This is a genomic window from Thermomonas sp. S9 (assembly GCF_024704365.1).
Taxonomy (GTDB): Bacteria; Pseudomonadota; Gammaproteobacteria; order Xanthomonadales; family Xanthomonadaceae; genus Thermomonas.
On record NZ_JAJDFY010000001.1, the window covers coordinates 706,839 to 722,500 of the forward strand.

The 15,662-nt window shown below is 70.6% G+C and carries 14 protein-coding genes and 2 pseudogenes (1 of these 16 only partly in view); 6 read left to right on the forward strand and 10 right to left on the reverse strand.

The window, feature by feature from the left end:
• Window positions 1–2: 2 nt before the first annotated feature.
• The 7 genes from cydP to LJB71_RS03510 form a co-directional block, all read right to left on the reverse strand.
• Window positions 3–209 carry a cytochrome oxidase putative small subunit CydP gene (cydP, locus tag LJB71_RS03480; RefSeq protein WP_259303098.1) on the reverse strand — a complete coding sequence of 69 codons (207 nt, stop codon included), beginning with the start codon at window positions 207–209 and terminating at the stop codon, window positions 3–5.
• Between the two features lie 101 nt (window positions 210–310).
• Window positions 311–994 (reverse strand): GGDEF domain-containing protein, encoded by a 684-nt coding sequence (locus tag LJB71_RS03485; RefSeq protein ID WP_259303099.1) that lies wholly within the window; start codon window positions 992–994, stop codon window positions 311–313.
• A gap of 13 nt (window positions 995–1,007) precedes the next feature.
• A complete protein-coding gene (locus LJB71_RS03490) occupies window positions 1,008–1,307 on the reverse strand; it encodes a hypothetical protein (RefSeq protein ID WP_259303100.1) in 300 nt (99 codons plus the stop codon).
• Between the two features lie 75 nt (window positions 1,308–1,382).
• Window positions 1,383–3,524, reverse strand: a complete 2,142-nt coding sequence (locus tag LJB71_RS03495) for a sodium-translocating pyrophosphatase (RefSeq protein ID WP_259303101.1) — start codon at window positions 3,522–3,524, stop codon at window positions 1,383–1,385.
• A 138-nt stretch (window positions 3,525–3,662) separates the two neighbouring features.
• Window positions 3,663–3,887, reverse strand: a complete 225-nt coding sequence (locus LJB71_RS03500) for a DUF167 domain-containing protein (protein WP_259303102.1) — start codon at window positions 3,885–3,887, stop codon at window positions 3,663–3,665.
• 89 nt (window positions 3,888–3,976) lie between these two features.
• The gene (locus LJB71_RS03505) at window positions 3,977–4,783 is read right to left on the reverse strand and encodes a CsgG/HfaB family protein (RefSeq protein WP_259303103.1); all 807 of its coding nucleotides are present in this window, start codon (window positions 4,781–4,783) and stop codon (window positions 3,977–3,979) included.
• A 76-nt stretch (window positions 4,784–4,859) separates the two neighbouring features.
• Window positions 4,860–6,113 carry a 6-phosphofructokinase gene (locus LJB71_RS03510; protein ID WP_259303104.1) on the reverse strand — a complete coding sequence of 418 codons (1,254 nt, stop codon included), beginning with the start codon at window positions 6,111–6,113 and terminating at the stop codon, window positions 4,860–4,862.
• Between the two features lie 105 nt (window positions 6,114–6,218).
• Between LJB71_RS03510 and LJB71_RS03515 the strand changes: the two genes are divergently transcribed.
• Together LJB71_RS03515 and mpl are read left to right on the forward strand one after the other, a co-directional pair.
• Window positions 6,219–6,797: an adenylate kinase gene (locus tag LJB71_RS03515; protein ID WP_259303105.1), complete on the forward strand. Its 579-nt coding sequence runs from the start codon at window positions 6,219–6,221 to the stop codon at window positions 6,795–6,797.
• 170 nt (window positions 6,798–6,967) lie between these two features.
• A pseudogene (gene mpl, locus LJB71_RS03520) lies at window positions 6,968–8,292 on the forward strand (UDP-N-acetylmuramate:L-alanyl-gamma-D-glutamyl-meso-diaminopimelate ligase).
• Between the two features lie 168 nt (window positions 8,293–8,460).
• On the opposite strand, the pseudogene LJB71_RS03525 reads toward mpl, so the two are convergent.
• A pseudogene (locus LJB71_RS03525) lies at window positions 8,461–10,241 on the reverse strand (VTT domain-containing protein); the annotation flags it as partial.
• 59 nt (window positions 10,242–10,300) lie between these two features.
• On the opposite strand from LJB71_RS03525, the gene LJB71_RS03530 reads away from it, so the two are divergent.
• The 3 genes from LJB71_RS03530 to LJB71_RS03540 are packed head-to-tail and all read left to right on the forward strand — an operon-like array spanning window position 10,301 to window position 12,832.
• Window positions 10,301–11,122, forward strand: a complete 822-nt coding sequence (locus tag LJB71_RS03530; RefSeq protein ID WP_259303106.1) for an NAD(P)-dependent oxidoreductase — start codon at window positions 10,301–10,303, stop codon at window positions 11,120–11,122.
• A 44-nt stretch (window positions 11,123–11,166) separates the two neighbouring features.
• Complete coding sequence (locus LJB71_RS03535; RefSeq protein ID WP_259303107.1) at window positions 11,167–11,598, forward strand: VOC family protein; 432 nt, start codon at window positions 11,167–11,169, stop codon at window positions 11,596–11,598.
• A 1-nt stretch (window position 11,599) separates the two neighbouring features.
• Window positions 11,600–12,832, forward strand: a complete 1,233-nt coding sequence (locus tag LJB71_RS03540) for an acetylornithine transaminase (RefSeq protein WP_259303108.1) — start codon at window positions 11,600–11,602, stop codon at window positions 12,830–12,832.
• A 163-nt stretch (window positions 12,833–12,995) separates the two neighbouring features.
• Here LJB71_RS03540 and LJB71_RS03545 read toward each other — a convergent pair whose 3' ends face one another.
• Window positions 12,996–14,123: a PLP-dependent transferase gene (locus LJB71_RS03545; protein ID WP_259303109.1), complete on the reverse strand. Its 1,128-nt coding sequence runs from the start codon at window positions 14,121–14,123 to the stop codon at window positions 12,996–12,998.
• Window positions 14,120–15,409 (reverse strand): glutamate-1-semialdehyde 2,1-aminomutase, encoded by a 1,290-nt coding sequence (gene hemL / locus LJB71_RS03550; protein WP_259304727.1) that lies wholly within the window; start codon window positions 15,407–15,409, stop codon window positions 14,120–14,122. The genes LJB71_RS03545 and hemL overlap by 4 nt, the downstream gene beginning before the upstream one ends.
• 93 nt (window positions 15,410–15,502) lie before the next feature.
• Between hemL and LJB71_RS03555 the strand changes: the two genes are divergently transcribed.
• Window positions 15,503–15,662 carry the 5' portion of a rubredoxin gene (locus tag LJB71_RS03555; protein WP_259303110.1) on the forward strand. Its footprint extends 32 nt past the window's final position, so the window shows 160 of its 192 coding nt (coding positions 1–160); it begins with the start codon at window positions 15,503–15,505; its stop codon lies off the right edge, out of view.

Genomic DNA, 15,662 nt, shown 5'->3' on the forward strand with positions numbered 1-15,662 from the left:
GCTTACCTCGATGACGAGGGAACGGAAGGAGATTGCAGCTGGCGGGCCACCGCGTCGGCATCGACCGTCGGGCGCTGGCCGGGGCCGAAGAACAGCATGAAGAGCAGGCTGAGCAGGCACAGCTTGATCGCGATCAGCAGCAGCAGGTGGCGGCGCAGCCAGGCCCAGGGCGACGCAAGGCCCGGAGCGCGGGAGTGGTCGGTTGCCATGGCCGTCGGTGTCCGTCGTGGCAGAACCCGGCATACATTATTTCAGATATTCCTAATATACAAGCGCACAGGCCGTTCTGGGACAAAATGTCCAGCAAGGCTCAATCCGCGATTTCCAGACGGTCGCGGCCGTTCTGCTTGGCCCGGTACAGCGCGGCATCGGCACGCGCAAGCCATTGCTCGCGCGTTTCTCCCGGCTGCAGGACGGCACCGCCGGCCGATACGGTGACCGGCATGTCTTGTACGCGCAACCTGGCGTGGACCAGCGCCTGCAGTTTGGCGAAGGCCGCCTGGGCGCCGGCAATGCCAGTATTTTCGAGCAGCAGCACGAACTCCTCGCCGCCGTAGCGGAACAGACGATCGTTGGCGCGGGTGTGGGAGTGGATCAGGGCCACGAATTGGCACAGCACCTGGTCGCCGGCCTCATGCCCGTAGCGATCGTTGACTTGCTTGAAGTGGTCGAGATCGAACAGCAGCAGCGCGCTCGGGCGCAACTGGCGCGCGCTGGCCGCCATGGCGATGTCCAGTTCCTGCTCCAGCGCGCGGCGGTTGCGGGCGCCGGTCAGGGCATCGTGGGTGGCCAGGGTTTCCAGCATCCGGTGCTGCACGGCCGTACGGTGGGCAAAAATGAACGCGAACAGCGCGACCAGCAGCTGGGTGGTGACCACGCTGGCGCGCTGCACGGGATCGTCGAATGCGCCGGGAATGAATTGCGCCAGCGCGATCCCGGCCAGCGCCAGGGTGACCGCGATATTGCGGCCCGTGATGAAGGAATTGGCCAGCATGGCCACGTACAGCTCAGTACAGGCCCGCCTTCCCCAGCAGGGCCTCCACGACGAGGCTGCCGATCGTGTTGCACAGTGCGATCGTCAAGCCGGCGCGGTCGGGATTGCCGCCGCGCCAGGCATACAGCGCGCTGCCGCAGATGAGGCTGGCCACCAGCAAATCGGCGCTGCCGGCGACCGGATTGCCCTGCCAGAAGCGCAGCAGACTGAACGGCAGGATGGCCAGCACGCCGATCGCGCCCAGTACCGAGATCATGCTCAGCTGAAAGTCGTTGCGCAGCCGGAACAGGACGTTGGAGATTGCAGCCCTCATGGGGAAATTGCAGGCACGAGGCGGGTCGATGTGCAGTGCGTGCCGCCCGCCATGCAGGCGGGCGGCACGGCAGGGTCAGCGTGATGTCCCGTCGAACGGCACGGGCGCAGAGGCTGCCGCCGGCGCGGGTGCCGTGGCGGTGACGGTGGCGCGGGCGTTGCCGGACGATGGGGTGGGGGTGACCGGCAGCAGCGGCACGATCAGCAGCGCCACGATGTTGATGATCTTGATCAGCGGGTTCACCGCCGGGCCGGCGGTGTCCTTGTAGGGATCGCCGACGGTGTCGCCGGTCACCGCGGCCTTGTGCGCCTCGGAGCCCTTGCCGCCGAAGTGGCCGTCCTCGATGTACTTCTTGGCGTTGTCCCAGGCGCCGCCGCCGGTGGTCATCGAGACCGCCACGAAGATGCCTGTCACAATCGTGCCGATCAGGAGCCCGCCCAGCGCCTGCGGGCCCAGCGCCAGGCCCACCACCACCGGCACCGCGACCGGCAGCAGCGAGGGCAGGATCATTTCCTTGATCGCCGACCTGGTCAGCATGTCCACGGCCTTGTCGTACTGCGGCTTGCCGCTGCCGTCCATGATTCCCTTGATCTCGCGGAACTGGCGGCGCACTTCCTCCACCACGCTGCCCGCCGCGCGGCCCACGGCCTCCATCGCCATCGCGCCGAACAGGTACGGGATCAGGCCGCCGATCAGCAGCCCGATGATGACCATGTGGTTGGACAGGTCGAAGGTGAAGGTGACATCGGGATGCTGGGTCTGCAGATTGTGCGTGTAGTCCGCGAACAGGACGAGCGCCGCCAGCGCGGCCGAGCCGATGGCGTAGCCCTTGGTCACCGCCTTGGTGGTGTTGCCCACCGCGTCCAGCGGGTCGGTGACGGCGCGCACCTCCGGCGGCAGCTCGCTCATTTCCGCGATGCCGCCGGCGTTGTCGGTGATCGGGCCGTAGGCGTCCAGCGCCACGATCATGCCGGCCATCGACAGCATCGAGGTGGCGGCGATCGCGATCCCGTACAGGCCGCCCAGCGTGTAGGCGCCGAGGATCGACGCGCACACCGCCAGCACCGGCAGCGCGGTGGACTTCATCGATACGCCGAGGCCGGCGATGATGTTGGTGCCGTGGCCGGTGGTGGACGCCTGCGCGACGTGCTGCACCGGCGTGTACTGGGTGCCGGTGTAGTACTCGGTGATCCAGACGATGGCGCCGGTCAGCACCAGCCCGATCAGGGCGCAGCCGTACAGGTTCAGCGCGCCGTAGCTGGAATCGCCCATCAGCTGGGTGGTGATCGGATAGAACGCGATCGCCGCGAGCACGGCCGACACGATCACCCCGCGGTACAGCGCGCCCATGATGTTGGGGTTGCTGCCGGAGACCTTCACGAAGAAAGTGCCGATGATCGAGGCCAGGATCGACGCGCCGCCCAGTACCAGCGGATACAGCACCGCGTGCTGCCCGACCGTGGCGGCCATCAGCCCGCCGAGCAGCATGGTGGCGATCACCGTCACCGCGTAGGTCTCGAACAGGTCGGCGGCCATGCCGGCGCAGTCGCCGACGTTGTCGCCCACGTTGTCGGCGATCACCGCCGGGTTGCGCGGGTCGTCCTCGGGGATGCCGGCCTCGACCTTGCCCACCAGGTCGGCGCCGACGTCGGCGCCCTTGGTGAAGATGCCGCCGCCCAGGCGCGCGAAGATCGAGATCAACGAACTGCCGAACGCCAGGCCGACCAGCGCGTGCAGCGCCTCGGCGGCGGTTGCGCCCATCTGATGGGTGAGCAAGTACCAGTAGCCGGCCACGCCCAGCAGGCCCAGGCCCACCACCAGCATGCCGGTGATGGCGCCGCCCTTGAACGCGACGTTCATGGCCGGGCCCATGCCGGCGCGCGCGGCCTCGGCGGTGCGCACGTTGGCGCGCACCGAGACGTTCATGCCGATGTAGCCGGCGGCGCCGGACAGCACCGCGCCGATCGCGAAGCCGATGGCGGTGTGCCAGCTCAGGAAGACGCCGATCAGCAGCAGCAGCACCACGCCGGCGACGGCGATCGTGGTGTATTGCCGGTTGAGATACGCCTGCGCGCCTTCCTGGATCGCGCCGGCGATCTGCTGCATGCGCTCATTGCCGGCGGGCTGCCGGTTGATCCAGAGGGCGGCCCACAGGCCATACACGATTGCGACGACGGCACAGGCCAGCGCCAGCACCAAACCATATTGCTCCAGCATGAAACCCCTCCCCGGGAATTCGAATGGAAGACGTCAGGTTGCCGCGCCCGCCGCGCGGCGGGCACGGCCCGACTATCGCATACCCGGGCATGGTCTGCGGTGGCCAGCCGATGCTGCAACCGCACATCCGGCGATACGTCAGTCGGGGATCTGCACCCGTTTCAGGCGCGCGCCGGCGCCGGTTTTCACCAGCACCTGCGATTTCGCGCAGCCGAACCGTTGCGCCACCAGCGCCACCAGCTCGGCGTTCGCCTTGCCGTCCACCGGCGGCGACTTCAGTTGCGCCAGCCAGCTGCCGTCCGCCTGCGGGGTGAGCGCGGAGACGCGGCTGTTGGGCTTGGCTTTCACCATGAGGATGGGCATGGGCGCAGGATCGCATGCCGCGCTGCCCGCGGAAAAGCGAACGCCCGGCGCGGGCCGGGCGTTCGCGGGTGGCGCAGGGCGCGGAAGGCTCAGTTGCCGACCTTCAGCTTGCCGCCCTTGCCGAGGCCGCCCTGGACTTCCTGCGGCTTGTAGTCGCGCATCGCGCGCACCAGGTTGTTGTAGGCATTGGCGAACGCGGCCGCCAGCGCCTTGCCTTCCGGCGTGTTGCTGTAGCCGCCGAGCGCGCCGAAGCCGCCGGCGCTGCCGCCGCCGATGCCCAGGCCGAAATCGGTCTTGGTGGCATTGCCCTGTGCCACCCCGATCTGCACGCCGGAGCGGTTGTCGATCATGGTCAGCATGGTTTCGGCCTTCTTGAACTTCAGGCCGCCGACCAGGGCGCCCACCCCGCCCAGCTTGCCGCCGAACATGCCCAGCGCCGCGCCGATGCCGCCGGCGTTGCTCTGCGAGAAATTGATGCTGGGGTTCAGGGTGTAGTCGGCGGCGACCATCTGGCCCTTGCCGAAGTCGCTGCCCTGGCGCAGCTCGCCGCTGTCCATCAGCGCGCGCTCCTGCATCATGTTGCGCATCGCCTTGCCGCGCTCGACCACCACGAAGCAGTTGGACTGCTGGATCAGCATGCGGATCACCGGCACCGTGGAGGGCAGGCGCAGGTCGGTGGTCAGGTAGCGGTACCAGTCGCCCTCCTGCTCCTCGACCACCGTGATCGTGCCCATCGGCTCGGCGCAGTGCTCCAGGTTGGCGGCGGCGCCCTGTGAGTTTGCGCCGGCGGCGGCGCCCTGCGGGTCGTTCTGCTTCTTGTTGAACTGTGCCTGCGCGGGCGTGCTGGCGGCGGCCAGGCCCAGGGCCAGGCAGGTGGCGATGAGAGCGGTCTTCATAGGGTCCCCGTTGGATGGGTGGTGGTGGCGAGTCTGTCTGCGGCGTATTGCGGGTGCGAGTCTAGGGTGTCCGGAGTCAGGCATGCCAGCCAGGCAGCCGCCGGCGTACCGCCTGCATGCGGGGAACAACGTAATCCGGCAGCCCGTCCCGGCCATACGGCGGAGAGGCCTCGCCGGCGACCAGCGGCGCCAGATAGCGGCGGGCGGCAGCGGTGATGCCGTAGCCGTCCTGGCGGATGAAGCCCTTGGGCATGGTTTTTTCGCGGTTGGCGATATCCGCGAGCGGCGCGATATCCACGTGCCAGCGGTAGGGCGCATCGCCATCGCGCACGATCACCGGCATCACCGCATTCTGCCCGGCCAGGGCGCACTCCACCGCCGCGCGGCCCACGGCCATCGCGTGTTCGAGATCGGTCTGCGAGGCCAGATGCCGGGCCGAGCGCTGCAGGTAATCGGGCAGCGCCCAGTGCACCTTGTGGCTCAGCGCGTCCTTGACCCGCGCAGCCAGGTGCGCGGCCACCCCGCCCAGCTGCGAGTGGCCAAAGCCGTCCTGGCCGCCGGCCTCGGCCACGAAGCGGCCGTCGGCGGTGCGGATGCCTTCGCTGGCCACCACCACGCAGTGGCCGACGCGTTTCACCACCGCGTCCACCCGCGCCAGGAAGTCGGCCTCGTCGAACACCCGCTCCGGGAACAGGATCAGGTGCGGTGCGGCGTCGCGCCCGTCGCCGGCCAGCCCGGCGGCGGCGGCCAGCCAGCCGGCATGCCGGCCCATGGCCTCGTACACGAACACCTTGGTCGAGGTCTCGGCCATCGCCGCCACGTCCAGCGCGCATTCGCGCACCGACACGGCCGTGTATTTGGCGGCGGAGCCGAAGCCGGGGCTGCAGTCGGTGACGGCCAGGTCGTTGTCGATGGTCTTGGGCACCGCCACGCAGGTCAGGGGGTAGCCGAATTCGGCGGCCAGCTGCGACACCTTCAGCGCGGTATCCGCCGAATCGTTGCCGCCGTTGTAGAGGAACCAGCGCACGTCGTGGGCGCGGAAGACCGCCAGCAACCGCTCGTACTTGGCGCGGTCCTCGGCCAGCGACTTCAGCTTGATCCGGCAGCTGCCGAACGCGCCGCCGGGGGTGTGCGCCAGGGCCTTGACCTCGGCGGCGGTGAGCGCGGAGGCATCCACCAGCTCCTCGCGCAGGGCGCCGAGGATGCCGTTGCGGGCCGCCAGCACCCGCACCCTGCGCGCGCGCGCGGCCTGCAGCACCGCCGCGGCGGTGGCGTTGATGACGGCGGTGACGCCGCCGCTCTGGGCATAGAGCAGGGTACCAGTGGGCATGGGGGTCTCCGGACGGGGGCTGGGATGAATGCGGTAAGCTGGCCGGGCAGCGGGCAGGCGCAGTCTAGCGCCGTCACGCGACGACATGACATCAGGAGTGGATCGATGCGATTGGTTCTGTTGGGCGCGCCGGGTTCCGGCAAGGGCACCCAGGCGGCACGGCTGAAGGATTTCCTGCAGGTGCCGCACATCTCCACCGGCGACCTGCTGCGCGCCGAGGTCGCCGCCGGCACCCCGCTCGGCCGCCAGGCCGGCGAGGTCATGGCCCGCGGTGATCTGGTCAGCGACGAGATCCTGCTCGGCATGCTCAGGGACCGGCTCTCGCGCGAGGACGCCCGCAACGGCTTCATCCTCGACGGCTATCCGCGCAACCTGGCCCAAGCGGCGGCGCTGGATGCGCTGCTGCGGGAGCTGGGGCAGGCTTTCGATTTCGCGGTGCAGCTGGCGGTGGACAACGAGCAGATCATCGCGCGGCTGGCCGAGCGTGCCAAGATCGAAGGGCGCGCCGACGACACCCCGGAGTCGGTGCGCCACCGTCTGAAGGTGTACGACGAGAAGACCGCGCCGGTGATCGAGTTCTATCGCCAGCACGGGCAGTTGACCGTGGTGGACGGCGTGGGCTCGCTGGACGAGGTGTTCACCCGGATCGTGGAAGCGATCCAGGCCGGGCACGAGGTCGGCTGACTTTCGCGGGCGAGCGGCGAAGCGGCGCGGGGACGGTCTCGCAACTCGCTCCCCGATACTTGCTTTGTTGCGAGGCCGTCCCGCGCCGCTTCGCCTGCTTCGAGCCTTCGTCTGGATCATTTCGGGAGTCGCACGTGAAACTCCACATCCTCGGCATCGCCGGCACGTTCATGGGCGGCGTCGCGGCGCTCGCGCGCGAGCTTGGCCACGCGGTCGAAGGCAGCGATGCCAACATCTACCCGCCGATGTCCACCCGAGCTCGAGCAGCTGGGCATCGCGCTCGCCCGGGGCTATGCGCCCGCCAATATCGCTGCCGACTGCGACGAGGTGGTGATCGGCAACGCCCTCTCGCGCGGCAACCCGGCGGTGGAGCACGTGCTGGACGCCGGGATGCGCTACACCTCCGGCGCGCAGTGGCTGGCCGAACGCGTGCTGCCCGGGCGCACCACGCTGGCGGTGGCCGGCACCCACGGCAAGACCACCACCACCAGCCTGCTGGCGTTCCTGCTCGACCGCGCCGGGTGCGACCCGGGCTTCCTGATCGGGGGCGTGGCCGCGGATTTCGGGGTGTCGGCGCGGCTGGGCGGCGGGCGCGACTTCGTGGTCGAGGCTGACGAATACGACACCGCGTTCTTCGACAAGCGCAGCAAGTTCGTCCACTACCGGCCGCGGATCGCCATCCTCAACAACCTCGAGTACGACCACGCCGACATCTTCCCCGACGTGGCCGCGATCCAGCGCCAGTTCCACCACCTGGTGCGCACCGTGCCCGGCAGCGGCCGGCTGATCGTCAACGGCCATGACCAGCGCCTGGCCGAAGTGCTGGCGATGGGCTGCTGGACGCCGGTGGAGCGTTTCGGCTTCGACCCGGGGTTCGAATGGAGCGCGCGCAAGCTGGCCGACGACGGCAGCCGCTTCGCGGTATTGCGCAGCGGCCAGGAGATCGGCAGCGTCGACTGGCCGCTGCTGGGCGACCACAACGTGCTCAACGGGCTGGCCGCGCTGGCCGCCTGCGCCGCGGCCGGGGTCGAGGTGGCCGCGCTGCTGCCGGCGCTGGCGCAGTTCGGCGGGATCAAGCGGCGGCTGGAAGTGGTCGGCCGGCACGCCGGCATTACCGTGTACGACGACTTCGCCCACCACCCGACCGCGATCGCCACCACCCTGGCCGGGCTGCGCGCCAAGGTCGGCGCGGCGCGCATCCTGGTGGCGATGGAGCCGCGCAGCAATTCGATGCGCCTCGGCGCGCACGCGGAGGCGCTGGCGCCGTCGCTGGCGCTGGCCGATGGTGTGGTGTTCCTGGCCCGCCCGGAACTGCCGTGGGATGCCGGCAAGGTGATCGCGGCGCTGCGCGGCGAGGGCGTGGCGGTGGCGGATGCCGAGGCGCTCATCGCCGCGCTGGCGGCGCGCGCGCGCCGGCGACCACGTGGTGTTCATGTCCAACGGCGGCTTCGACGCCGCGCCGCGCCGCTTCCTGCAGGCCCTGCAGGCGCAATGAGTCCTGCGTCGGCCGCGCGTATCAGCGCGGGTGCGCCACCAGCTGCAGGCGCGGATCCGCCGTGGCCAGCGTCGTCAGCTCCGGCGGCAGCGCGTGCGCCGGCGGCGTCGGCGTCCACAGGGTGAGCAGGCGCAGCCGCCGCCGCAGTTGCATGCGATCGTAGCGCGCCACCCACAGCGGGGTGCCGTCGGCCAGCCGCGCTGGCGCCGGCCACAGGCGCAGCACGTCGATGCGCGCGGGGTCGGCCGGGTCGGCGCGGCGCAGCAGCAGCGCCTCCGGGCGGGCATCCAGCGCCAGCGGCAGCACCGGGCGTTGCGCCGGCGTCAGGCCATCGTCCAGCAGGCCCAGCACCGCCAGCCAGTCGGCCGCCGGCTGCACCTGCCAGCCGCGCGCCTGCAGGCGCTGGCGCAGCGCGTCCAGCGGGCCGGCGATTTCCAGGTCGAAGCGATGGCGCGGATCATGGATTCCGTGCGCGCGCCAGTCCGCCAGCGTCAGCACCCGGGCGGGCGGCGGCGGCTGGAACCGCGCCAGCGTCTGCGGCGCGCTGCGCGGGGCATACCAGCCGGCCGCCAGCGCGAATGCGCCGTAGAACGTCCACGCCAGCGGCCGCATCCAGAACGCGCGCTCGCTGCGGCGACGGTAGGCGATGCCGATCACCAGCAGCTCACGCGCTGCCCAGCAGCACGCCGCCGAGGATGTCGCTCAACCAGTGCGCGCCCAGGTACAGACGCGCGAAGCCGACCAGCGCGGTGGCGATGCCGGCCAGCAGATAGGGCCACACCCGCTGGCGGCCGGGCAGTTCGCGCGCGATCAGCACCGCGAAGAAGCCGAATACCACGGTGGTCATGGTCACCGCGATCGAGGGGAAGCCGAAGCCGTCGGCGGCGGTGGGCGGGCGCGGCATGTCCACCAGCGCGTCCAGCCCGGCGGTCAGCCCCAGCCCGACCGCGGCCGCGCCCAGCTCAGTGCGCGGCCGCCAGCCAGCGCCGCCGCCACAGCAGCCACGCCAGCGCCGCCGCGAACGCGCTGCCCAGCACCGGCGCGCTGCCCAGTCCGGCCAGTGTGGCCATCATGCGGTCGGCCAGCGGGTTGCGCAGCGAGAACATCAGCGCATGCACGTCGTGATCCAGCCGCAGCGGGCCGCCGTGCAGCACCAGCGCAGCGCTCAGCCAGGCCCACAGCCAGGCCACCGCGAACAGGCACACCGCCAGCAGCAGCAGCGGCGCGGTTTCCGGGCGGCGGCGGTCGATCAGGGCGGCGGCATAGCGGCCCAGCAGCGGGTGGCGGTGGCTCCAGCGCAGCAACCGGGCCAGCAGGCTGTCGGCGTGCAGCGCGAACCAGCGCCAGCTGTACAGCACCACGGCCCAGGCCAGGGCCAGTGCGCCCAGCAGGCCGAGCAGCACCAGCGCCAGCTTGTCCGCCACCGCGGCCACGGCCTCGTACGCCTGGCCCAGCGCCCAGCCGGGCAGCAGGAACAGCACCGCCCAACTGGCGCAGGCGAGCAGGCTGGCCTGCAGGTAGCGTGCCGGCGGCATCCCGGCCATCCCGGCGATGGCCGGCACGAATGGCCGGATCGGTCCCACGTAGCGCGCGATCAAAATGCTTTTGAAGGCATTGCGGCGGAACAGCCCCTCGCCGCGCTCCAGCATCTGCGGATAGCGCCGGAACGGCCACACCCCGCGCAGGCGATCGCCCCAGCGGCGGCCGATCCAGTAGCTCAGGCCGTCGCCGGCCAGCGCGCCGAGCGCGGCGCAGGCCACCGCGTACGGACCGGACAGGGTGCCCATGCCGATCAGCACGCCGACCGGGATCAGCAGCGGCAGCGCCGGCACGAACGCGCCCAGCACGATCAGGGCATCGCAGAAGGCGATCAGGAAAATCAGCAGCCCCGCCGCGTGCGGATGCGCGCCGATCCAGGCAACGGCGTTGTCGAACCAGGCGCTGTGCATCGGCCGATTATAGGTGGCGGACGCTACACTTCCGCCCATCGCGGAGACGGTGAATGCGCATGACCACGCTGTCTGGCAAGACCCTGTTCATCACCGGCGCCTCGCGCGGGATCGGCCTCGCGATCGCGCTGCGCGCCGCACGCGACGGCGCCAACGTGGCGATCGCCGCCAAGTCGGCGGTGCCCAATCCGAAGCTGCCGGGCACCATCCACACCGCCGCCGCCGCGGTGGAGGCGGCCGGCGGCAAGGCGCTGGCCCTGCAGTGCGACATCCGCGACGAGGACGCGGTGCGCGCAGCGGCCGCGGCCACGGTGGATGCGTTCGGCGGGATCGACATCCTCATCAACAACGCCAGCGCGATCTGGCTGCGCGGCGCGCTGGACACGCCGATGAAGCGCTTCGACCTGATGCAGCAGGTCAACAGCCGCGGCAGCTTCCTGTGCGCGCAGGCCTGCCTGCCGCACCTGCTGCAGGCGCCGAACCCGCACATCCTTACCCTGTGCCCGCCGCCTTCGCTCGACCCAAAGTGGTGGGGCCCGCATACCGCCTACACCCTGGCCAAGATGGGGATGAGCTTCGTCACCCTCGGCCTGGCTGCCGAGTTCGGGCCGCAGGGGGTGGCGGTGAACGCGCTGTGGCCGCGCACCCTGATCGCCACCGATGCGCTGAACATGATCCCCGGCGTGAGCCGCGCCAATGCGCGCACGCCGGACATCATGGCCGATGCCGCGCACGCGGTGCTGGTACGGCCGGCGGCTGGCTTCAGCGGGCGCTTCCTGATCGACGAGGACGTGCTGCGCGAGGCGGGCATCACGGATTTTTCCGGCTACGCGGTGGACCCCGCGCAGCCGCTACTGCCGGATCTCTACGTCGAGCCTTGACTCCGGCTTCATGGGATCATGGCGTCCCCCCACGGAGATTCCGCATGAAATACCTGCATACGATGGTGCGCGTGCGCGACCTCGACGCCTCGCTGCGCTTCTACTGCGACGGCCTGGGCCTGCGCGAGGTGCGGCGGATGGACAATCCCGCCGGGCGCTACACCCTGGTGTTTCTCGCCGCCGACGAAAGCCCGGAGGCGGAGATCGAGCTGACCTACAACTGGCCGGATGCGAACGGCAACACCGAGGACTACGGCAGCGCCCGCAACTTCGGCCACCTCGCGTTCCGGGTCGCGGACATCTACGCCATCTGCCAGCGTCTGCTGGACATGGGCCACACGATCAACCGCCCGCCGCGCGACGGCCACATGGCGTTCGTGCGCTCACCCGACCTGATCTCGGTGGAGCTGCTGCAGGACGGCCACCTGCCGCCGCAGGAGCCCTGGGCCTCGATGCCGAACACGGGAGTCTGGTGAGATGCAGGCCGAACCTTCCGCGGGCGAGCTGCTCGCGCTCGGGCAGCAGGTGCTGCTGCCGGTGTACCAGCCGCGGCAGATGCTGCTCGCGCGCGGCCGGGGCGCGCGGCTGTGGGACAGCGAAGGCCGCGATTATGTGGACTTCGCCGCCGGCATCGCAGTGTGCAGCCTCGGCCACTGCGATCCCGAGCTCACCGCCGCGCTGGTCGAGCAGGCCGGCCGCCTGTGGCATACCAGCAACGTGTTCGTCAGCGAGCCGCCGCTGCGGCTGGCGCAGGAACTGGTGGCCGCCTCGCGCTTTGCCGAGCGCGCGTTCCTGTGCAATTCCGGCGCCGAGGCCAACGAGGCCGCGATCAAGCTGGTGCGCAAATGGGCCGCCAATACCGGCCGGCCGCCGCAGCAGCGCGTGATCGTCACCTGCCGCGGCAGTTTCCACGGCCGCACCCTGGCCACCGTCACCGCCACCGCGCAGCCGAAGTACCAGCAGGGCTTCGAGCCGCTGCCGGAAGGATTCCGTCACGTCGATTTCAACGACATCGCGCAGCTGGAGGCCGCGCTGGCCGGTGGCGACGTCGCCGCCGTGCTGCTGGAGCCGGTGCAGGGCGAGGGCGGCGTGCTGCCGGCCGCGCCCGGCTATCTGCAGGCGGTGCGCGCGCTGTGCGACCGCTTCGATGCGCTGCTGGTGCTGGACGAGATCCAGTGCGGCATGGGCCGCACCGGCACCCTGTTCGCGCACTGGCAGGACGGCGTGGTGCCGGACATCGTGACCCTGGCCAAGGCACTCGGCGGTGGCTTTCCAATCGGCGCGCTGCTGGCCGGCCCGAAGGTGGCGCAGGCGATGCAGGTGGGCGCGCACGGCACCACCTTCGGCGGCAATCCGCTGGCCGCCGCGGTGGCGCGGGTGGCGCTGCGGCGGCTGGCGTCGGAGGAAATCGCGGCGAACGTCGCGCGGCAGTCGCAGGCGCTCCGCGAAGGACTTCAGGCGTTGAACCGCGCGTTCGATCTGTTCGCCGAGGTGCGCGGCCGCGGGCTGATGCTGGGCGCGGTGCTGAAATCCGAGCACGCGGGCCAGGCCGGCGCCATCCTCGATCACGCCGCCGCGCACGGCCTGCTCCTGCTGCAGGCCGGCCCCGACGTGCTGCGCTTCGTCCCCGCGCTCACCATCGGCGATGACGACGTGGCCGCCGGGCTCGCGCGCCTGCGCCAGGCGCTGGCGGCGTTCGTGGGCGGCTGAGCCGCCCTTGGGGAAGGTCTGAACAACGCCATCCAGGCGTTGTCAGCCCACGCCGGGTCCGGTACAGGCCCGGACTCGGCTCACACGCATCCATCACTTGCGTGATGGATGCGTGGCCGGCCCTCCATGGCCGGCGGGAACCTCTGAGTTGATCAGAGGTTCCTTAGCCCAGCGCCAGTGCGAAGTCGGCGATCAGGTCGTCGGCGTCCTCCAGTCCCACCGAGACCCGCAGCAGGTCCTGCGGCGAACGCGGGTGCGCGCCTTCCACCGAGGCGCGGTGCTCGACCAGCGATTCGCAGCCGCCCAGCGAGGTGGCATTGGTGAATAGGCGCAGCTTGCCGGCCACCGCCAGCGCCGCCTCGCGCCCCGCGTGCAGCCGGATGCTGAGCATCGCGCCGAAGTCGCGCATCTGCGCCGCCGCGACCGCGTGCCCCGGATGCGTGGGCAGCCCCGGCCAGTTCACCCGCGCCACCGCCGGATGCGCCGCCAGGAATGCGGCGAGCCTGCGCGCGTTCGCGCAGTGCATGGCCATGCGCGCGCCCAGCGAGCGGCAGCCGCGCAGGATCAGCCAGGCGCTGAACGGGGCCAGCACCGCGCCGGTGACGTGCAGCCGGTGCGCCACCTTCTTCGCGAAGTCGTCATCGCGCGCGAACACCAGCGCGCCGCCCAGCACGTCGCTGTGGCCGCCGAAGTACTTGGTGGTCGAGTGCATCACGATGTCCGCGCCGAGCGCCAGCGGGCGCTGCAGCAGCGGCGTGGCGAAGGTGTTGTCCGCCACCACCATCGCGCCGGCGGCGTGGCCGAGGGCGGCGACCGCGGCGATGTCGCTGATCTTCAGCAGCGGGTTGGATGGCGTTTCGATCCACAGCAGCGAAAGCGGCGCGGCGCAGGCCGTGCGCACGGCATCGAGGTCGGCCATGTCGACGGTTTCGACCACCAGCCCACGCTCCGGCAGGAACTCGCTGAACAGCATGCGCAACCCGCTGTAGCAGTCGTCAGGAAACAGCACGCGGCTGCCCGCCGGCAGCGATTCCAGCAGGGTGGTCATCGCCGCCATGCCGGAGGCGAAGGTCAGCGCGGTGGCGCCGCCTTCCAGCGCGGCCAGCGCCTCGCGCAGGCGGTCGTTGGTGGGGTTGCCCTCGCGCTGGTACTCGTAGCCGCCCAGGCGCTCGCCGGCGGGGCCGTGGCGGAAGGTGGTGGCCAGGTGGATGGGCGGGGCCACCGCGCCGGTGGCGGGGTCGGGCTGCTGGCCGGCGTGTACGGCCAGGGTGCCGGGATGCAGTGAGCTCATGTGTGCAGCTCCTTGAACGCGCCGCGCGCGGCTTCGACGGTGGCCGCGATCACCGCATCGTCGTGCGCGCTGGACAGGAAGCCGGCCTCGAACGCGGACGGCGCCAGGTACACCCCGCGCTCCAGCATCGCATGGAAGAAGCGATTGAACGCGACGCTGTCGCAGGCCATCGCCTGCGCAAAGGTGTCCACCTTCTCGGCGCTGAAGAACAGCCCGAACATCCCGCCCACGCGCTGGGTGGTGAAGGCCACGCCGGCTTCGCGCGCGGCCGCTTCCATGCCATCGCAAAGCGCATTCGTTTTTGCTTCCAGCACATCGTGGAACCCGGGCGCCTGCACCAGTTCCAGCATCGCCAGCCCCGCGGCCATCGCCACCGGGTTGCCGCTCAGCGTGCCGGCCTGGTAGATCGGGCCCGCGGGCGCGATCCGCCGCATCAGCTCGGCGCGCCCGCCGTAGGCGCCGACCGGCATGCCGCCGCCGATGATCTTGCCGAAGGTGGTGAGATCCGGCGTCACCCCATAGCGTGCCTGCGCGCCGCCGAGTGCGACCCGGAAGCCGGTCATCACCTCGTCGAAGATCAGCAGCGCGCCGTGCTGCGTGCACAAGTCACGCAGGTGCTGCAGGTAGCCTGCGCGTGGTGGCAGGCAGTTGGCGTTGCCGACCACCGGCTCGATGATTAGTGCGGCGATCCGGTCACCGCATTCCGCGAACAGCGCCGTGGCGGCGTCGAAATCGTTGTATGGCAGGGTGAGGGTGAGGTCGGCCAGCGCCTTCGGCACCCCCGGCGAGGTCGGCACGCCGAAGGTCAGCGCGCCGCTGCCGGCCTTGACCAGGAAGCTGTCGCCGTGGCCGTGGTAGCAGCCCTCGAACTTGACGATGCGGCTGCGGCCGGTGGCGCCGCGCGCCAGCCGGATCGCCGACAGCGTGGCCTCGGTGCCGGAGTTCACCATCCGCACCATCTCGCAGCCCGGCACCAGGCGCGTGATGGTCTCGGCCATCGCGACTTCCAGCGGATTCGGCGTCCCGAAGGACAGGCCGTTGCGCGCGGCCTCGATCACCGCCTCCAGCACCCTGGGGTGGTTGTGGCCGACGATCATCGGGCCCCACGAGCCGACGTAATCGATGTAGCGGTTGCCGTCCACGTCGTACAGGTAGGGGCCTTCGGCGCGCTGCACGAAGAACGGTTCGCCGCCGACCGACTTGAATGCGCGCACCGGCGAGTTGACGCCGCCGGGCAGCAGGGCCTGGGCGCGGGTGAACAGGGCGTGCGAACCTTCGGTGTGCATCGGCATGGCAGGGGTCTCGAGAAGAAGAGGGGGGCGCTTTCGTTGGCCATCCAGGGATGGGACAATCGCGGCAATCCAATGATTATCGCGCCGATGGCCGCTTCCGATTCCGAACGCCCGTACCGCACCTGGATGTGCGTGGTCTGTGGCTACATCTACGACGAAGCCAAGGGCGCGCCGGAGGATGGCCTGGCGCCCGGCACGCGCTGGGAAGACGTGCCGGAGACCTGGACCTGCCCGGATTGCGGCGTCA

Bases quoted from the DNA above. Each gene is read 5' to 3' on its own strand.
- LJB71_RS03485 (WP_259303099.1), bottom strand. From the start codon at position 994: ATGCTGGCCAATTCCTTCATCACGGGCCGCAATATCGCGGTCACCCTG.
- LJB71_RS03530 (WP_259303106.1), top strand. From the start codon at position 10,301: ATGACCACGCTGTCTGGCAAGACCCTGTTCATCACCGGCGCCTCGCGC.
- LJB71_RS03490 (WP_259303100.1), bottom strand. From the start codon at position 1,307: ATGAGGGCTGCAATCTCCAACGTCCTGTTCCGGCTGCGCAACGACTTT.
- LJB71_RS03540 (WP_259303108.1), top strand. From the start codon at position 11,600: ATGCAGGCCGAACCTTCCGCGGGCGAGCTGCTCGCGCTCGGGCAGCAG.
- hemL (WP_259304727.1), bottom strand. From the start codon at position 15,409: ATGCACACCGAAGGTTCGCACGCCCTGTTCACCCGCGCCCAGGCCCTG.
- LJB71_RS03500 (WP_259303102.1), bottom strand. From the start codon at position 3,887: ATGCCCATCCTCATGGTGAAAGCCAAGCCCAACAGCCGCGTCTCCGCG.
- LJB71_RS03505 (WP_259303103.1), bottom strand. From the start codon at position 4,783: ATGAAGACCGCTCTCATCGCCACCTGCCTGGCCCTGGGCCTGGCCGCC.
- LJB71_RS03495 (WP_259303101.1), bottom strand. From the start codon at position 3,524: ATGCTGGAGCAATATGGTTTGGTGCTGGCGCTGGCCTGTGCCGTCGTC.
- LJB71_RS03535 (WP_259303107.1), top strand. From the start codon at position 11,167: ATGAAATACCTGCATACGATGGTGCGCGTGCGCGACCTCGACGCCTCG.
- cydP (WP_259303098.1), bottom strand. From the start codon at position 209: ATGGCAACCGACCACTCCCGCGCTCCGGGCCTTGCGTCGCCCTGGGCC.
- LJB71_RS03515 (WP_259303105.1), top strand. From the start codon at position 6,219: ATGCGATTGGTTCTGTTGGGCGCGCCGGGTTCCGGCAAGGGCACCCAG.
- LJB71_RS03545 (WP_259303109.1), bottom strand. From the start codon at position 14,123: ATGAGCTCACTGCATCCCGGCACCCTGGCCGTACACGCCGGCCAGCAG.
- LJB71_RS03510 (WP_259303104.1), bottom strand. From the start codon at position 6,113: ATGCCCACTGGTACCCTGCTCTATGCCCAGAGCGGCGGCGTCACCGCC.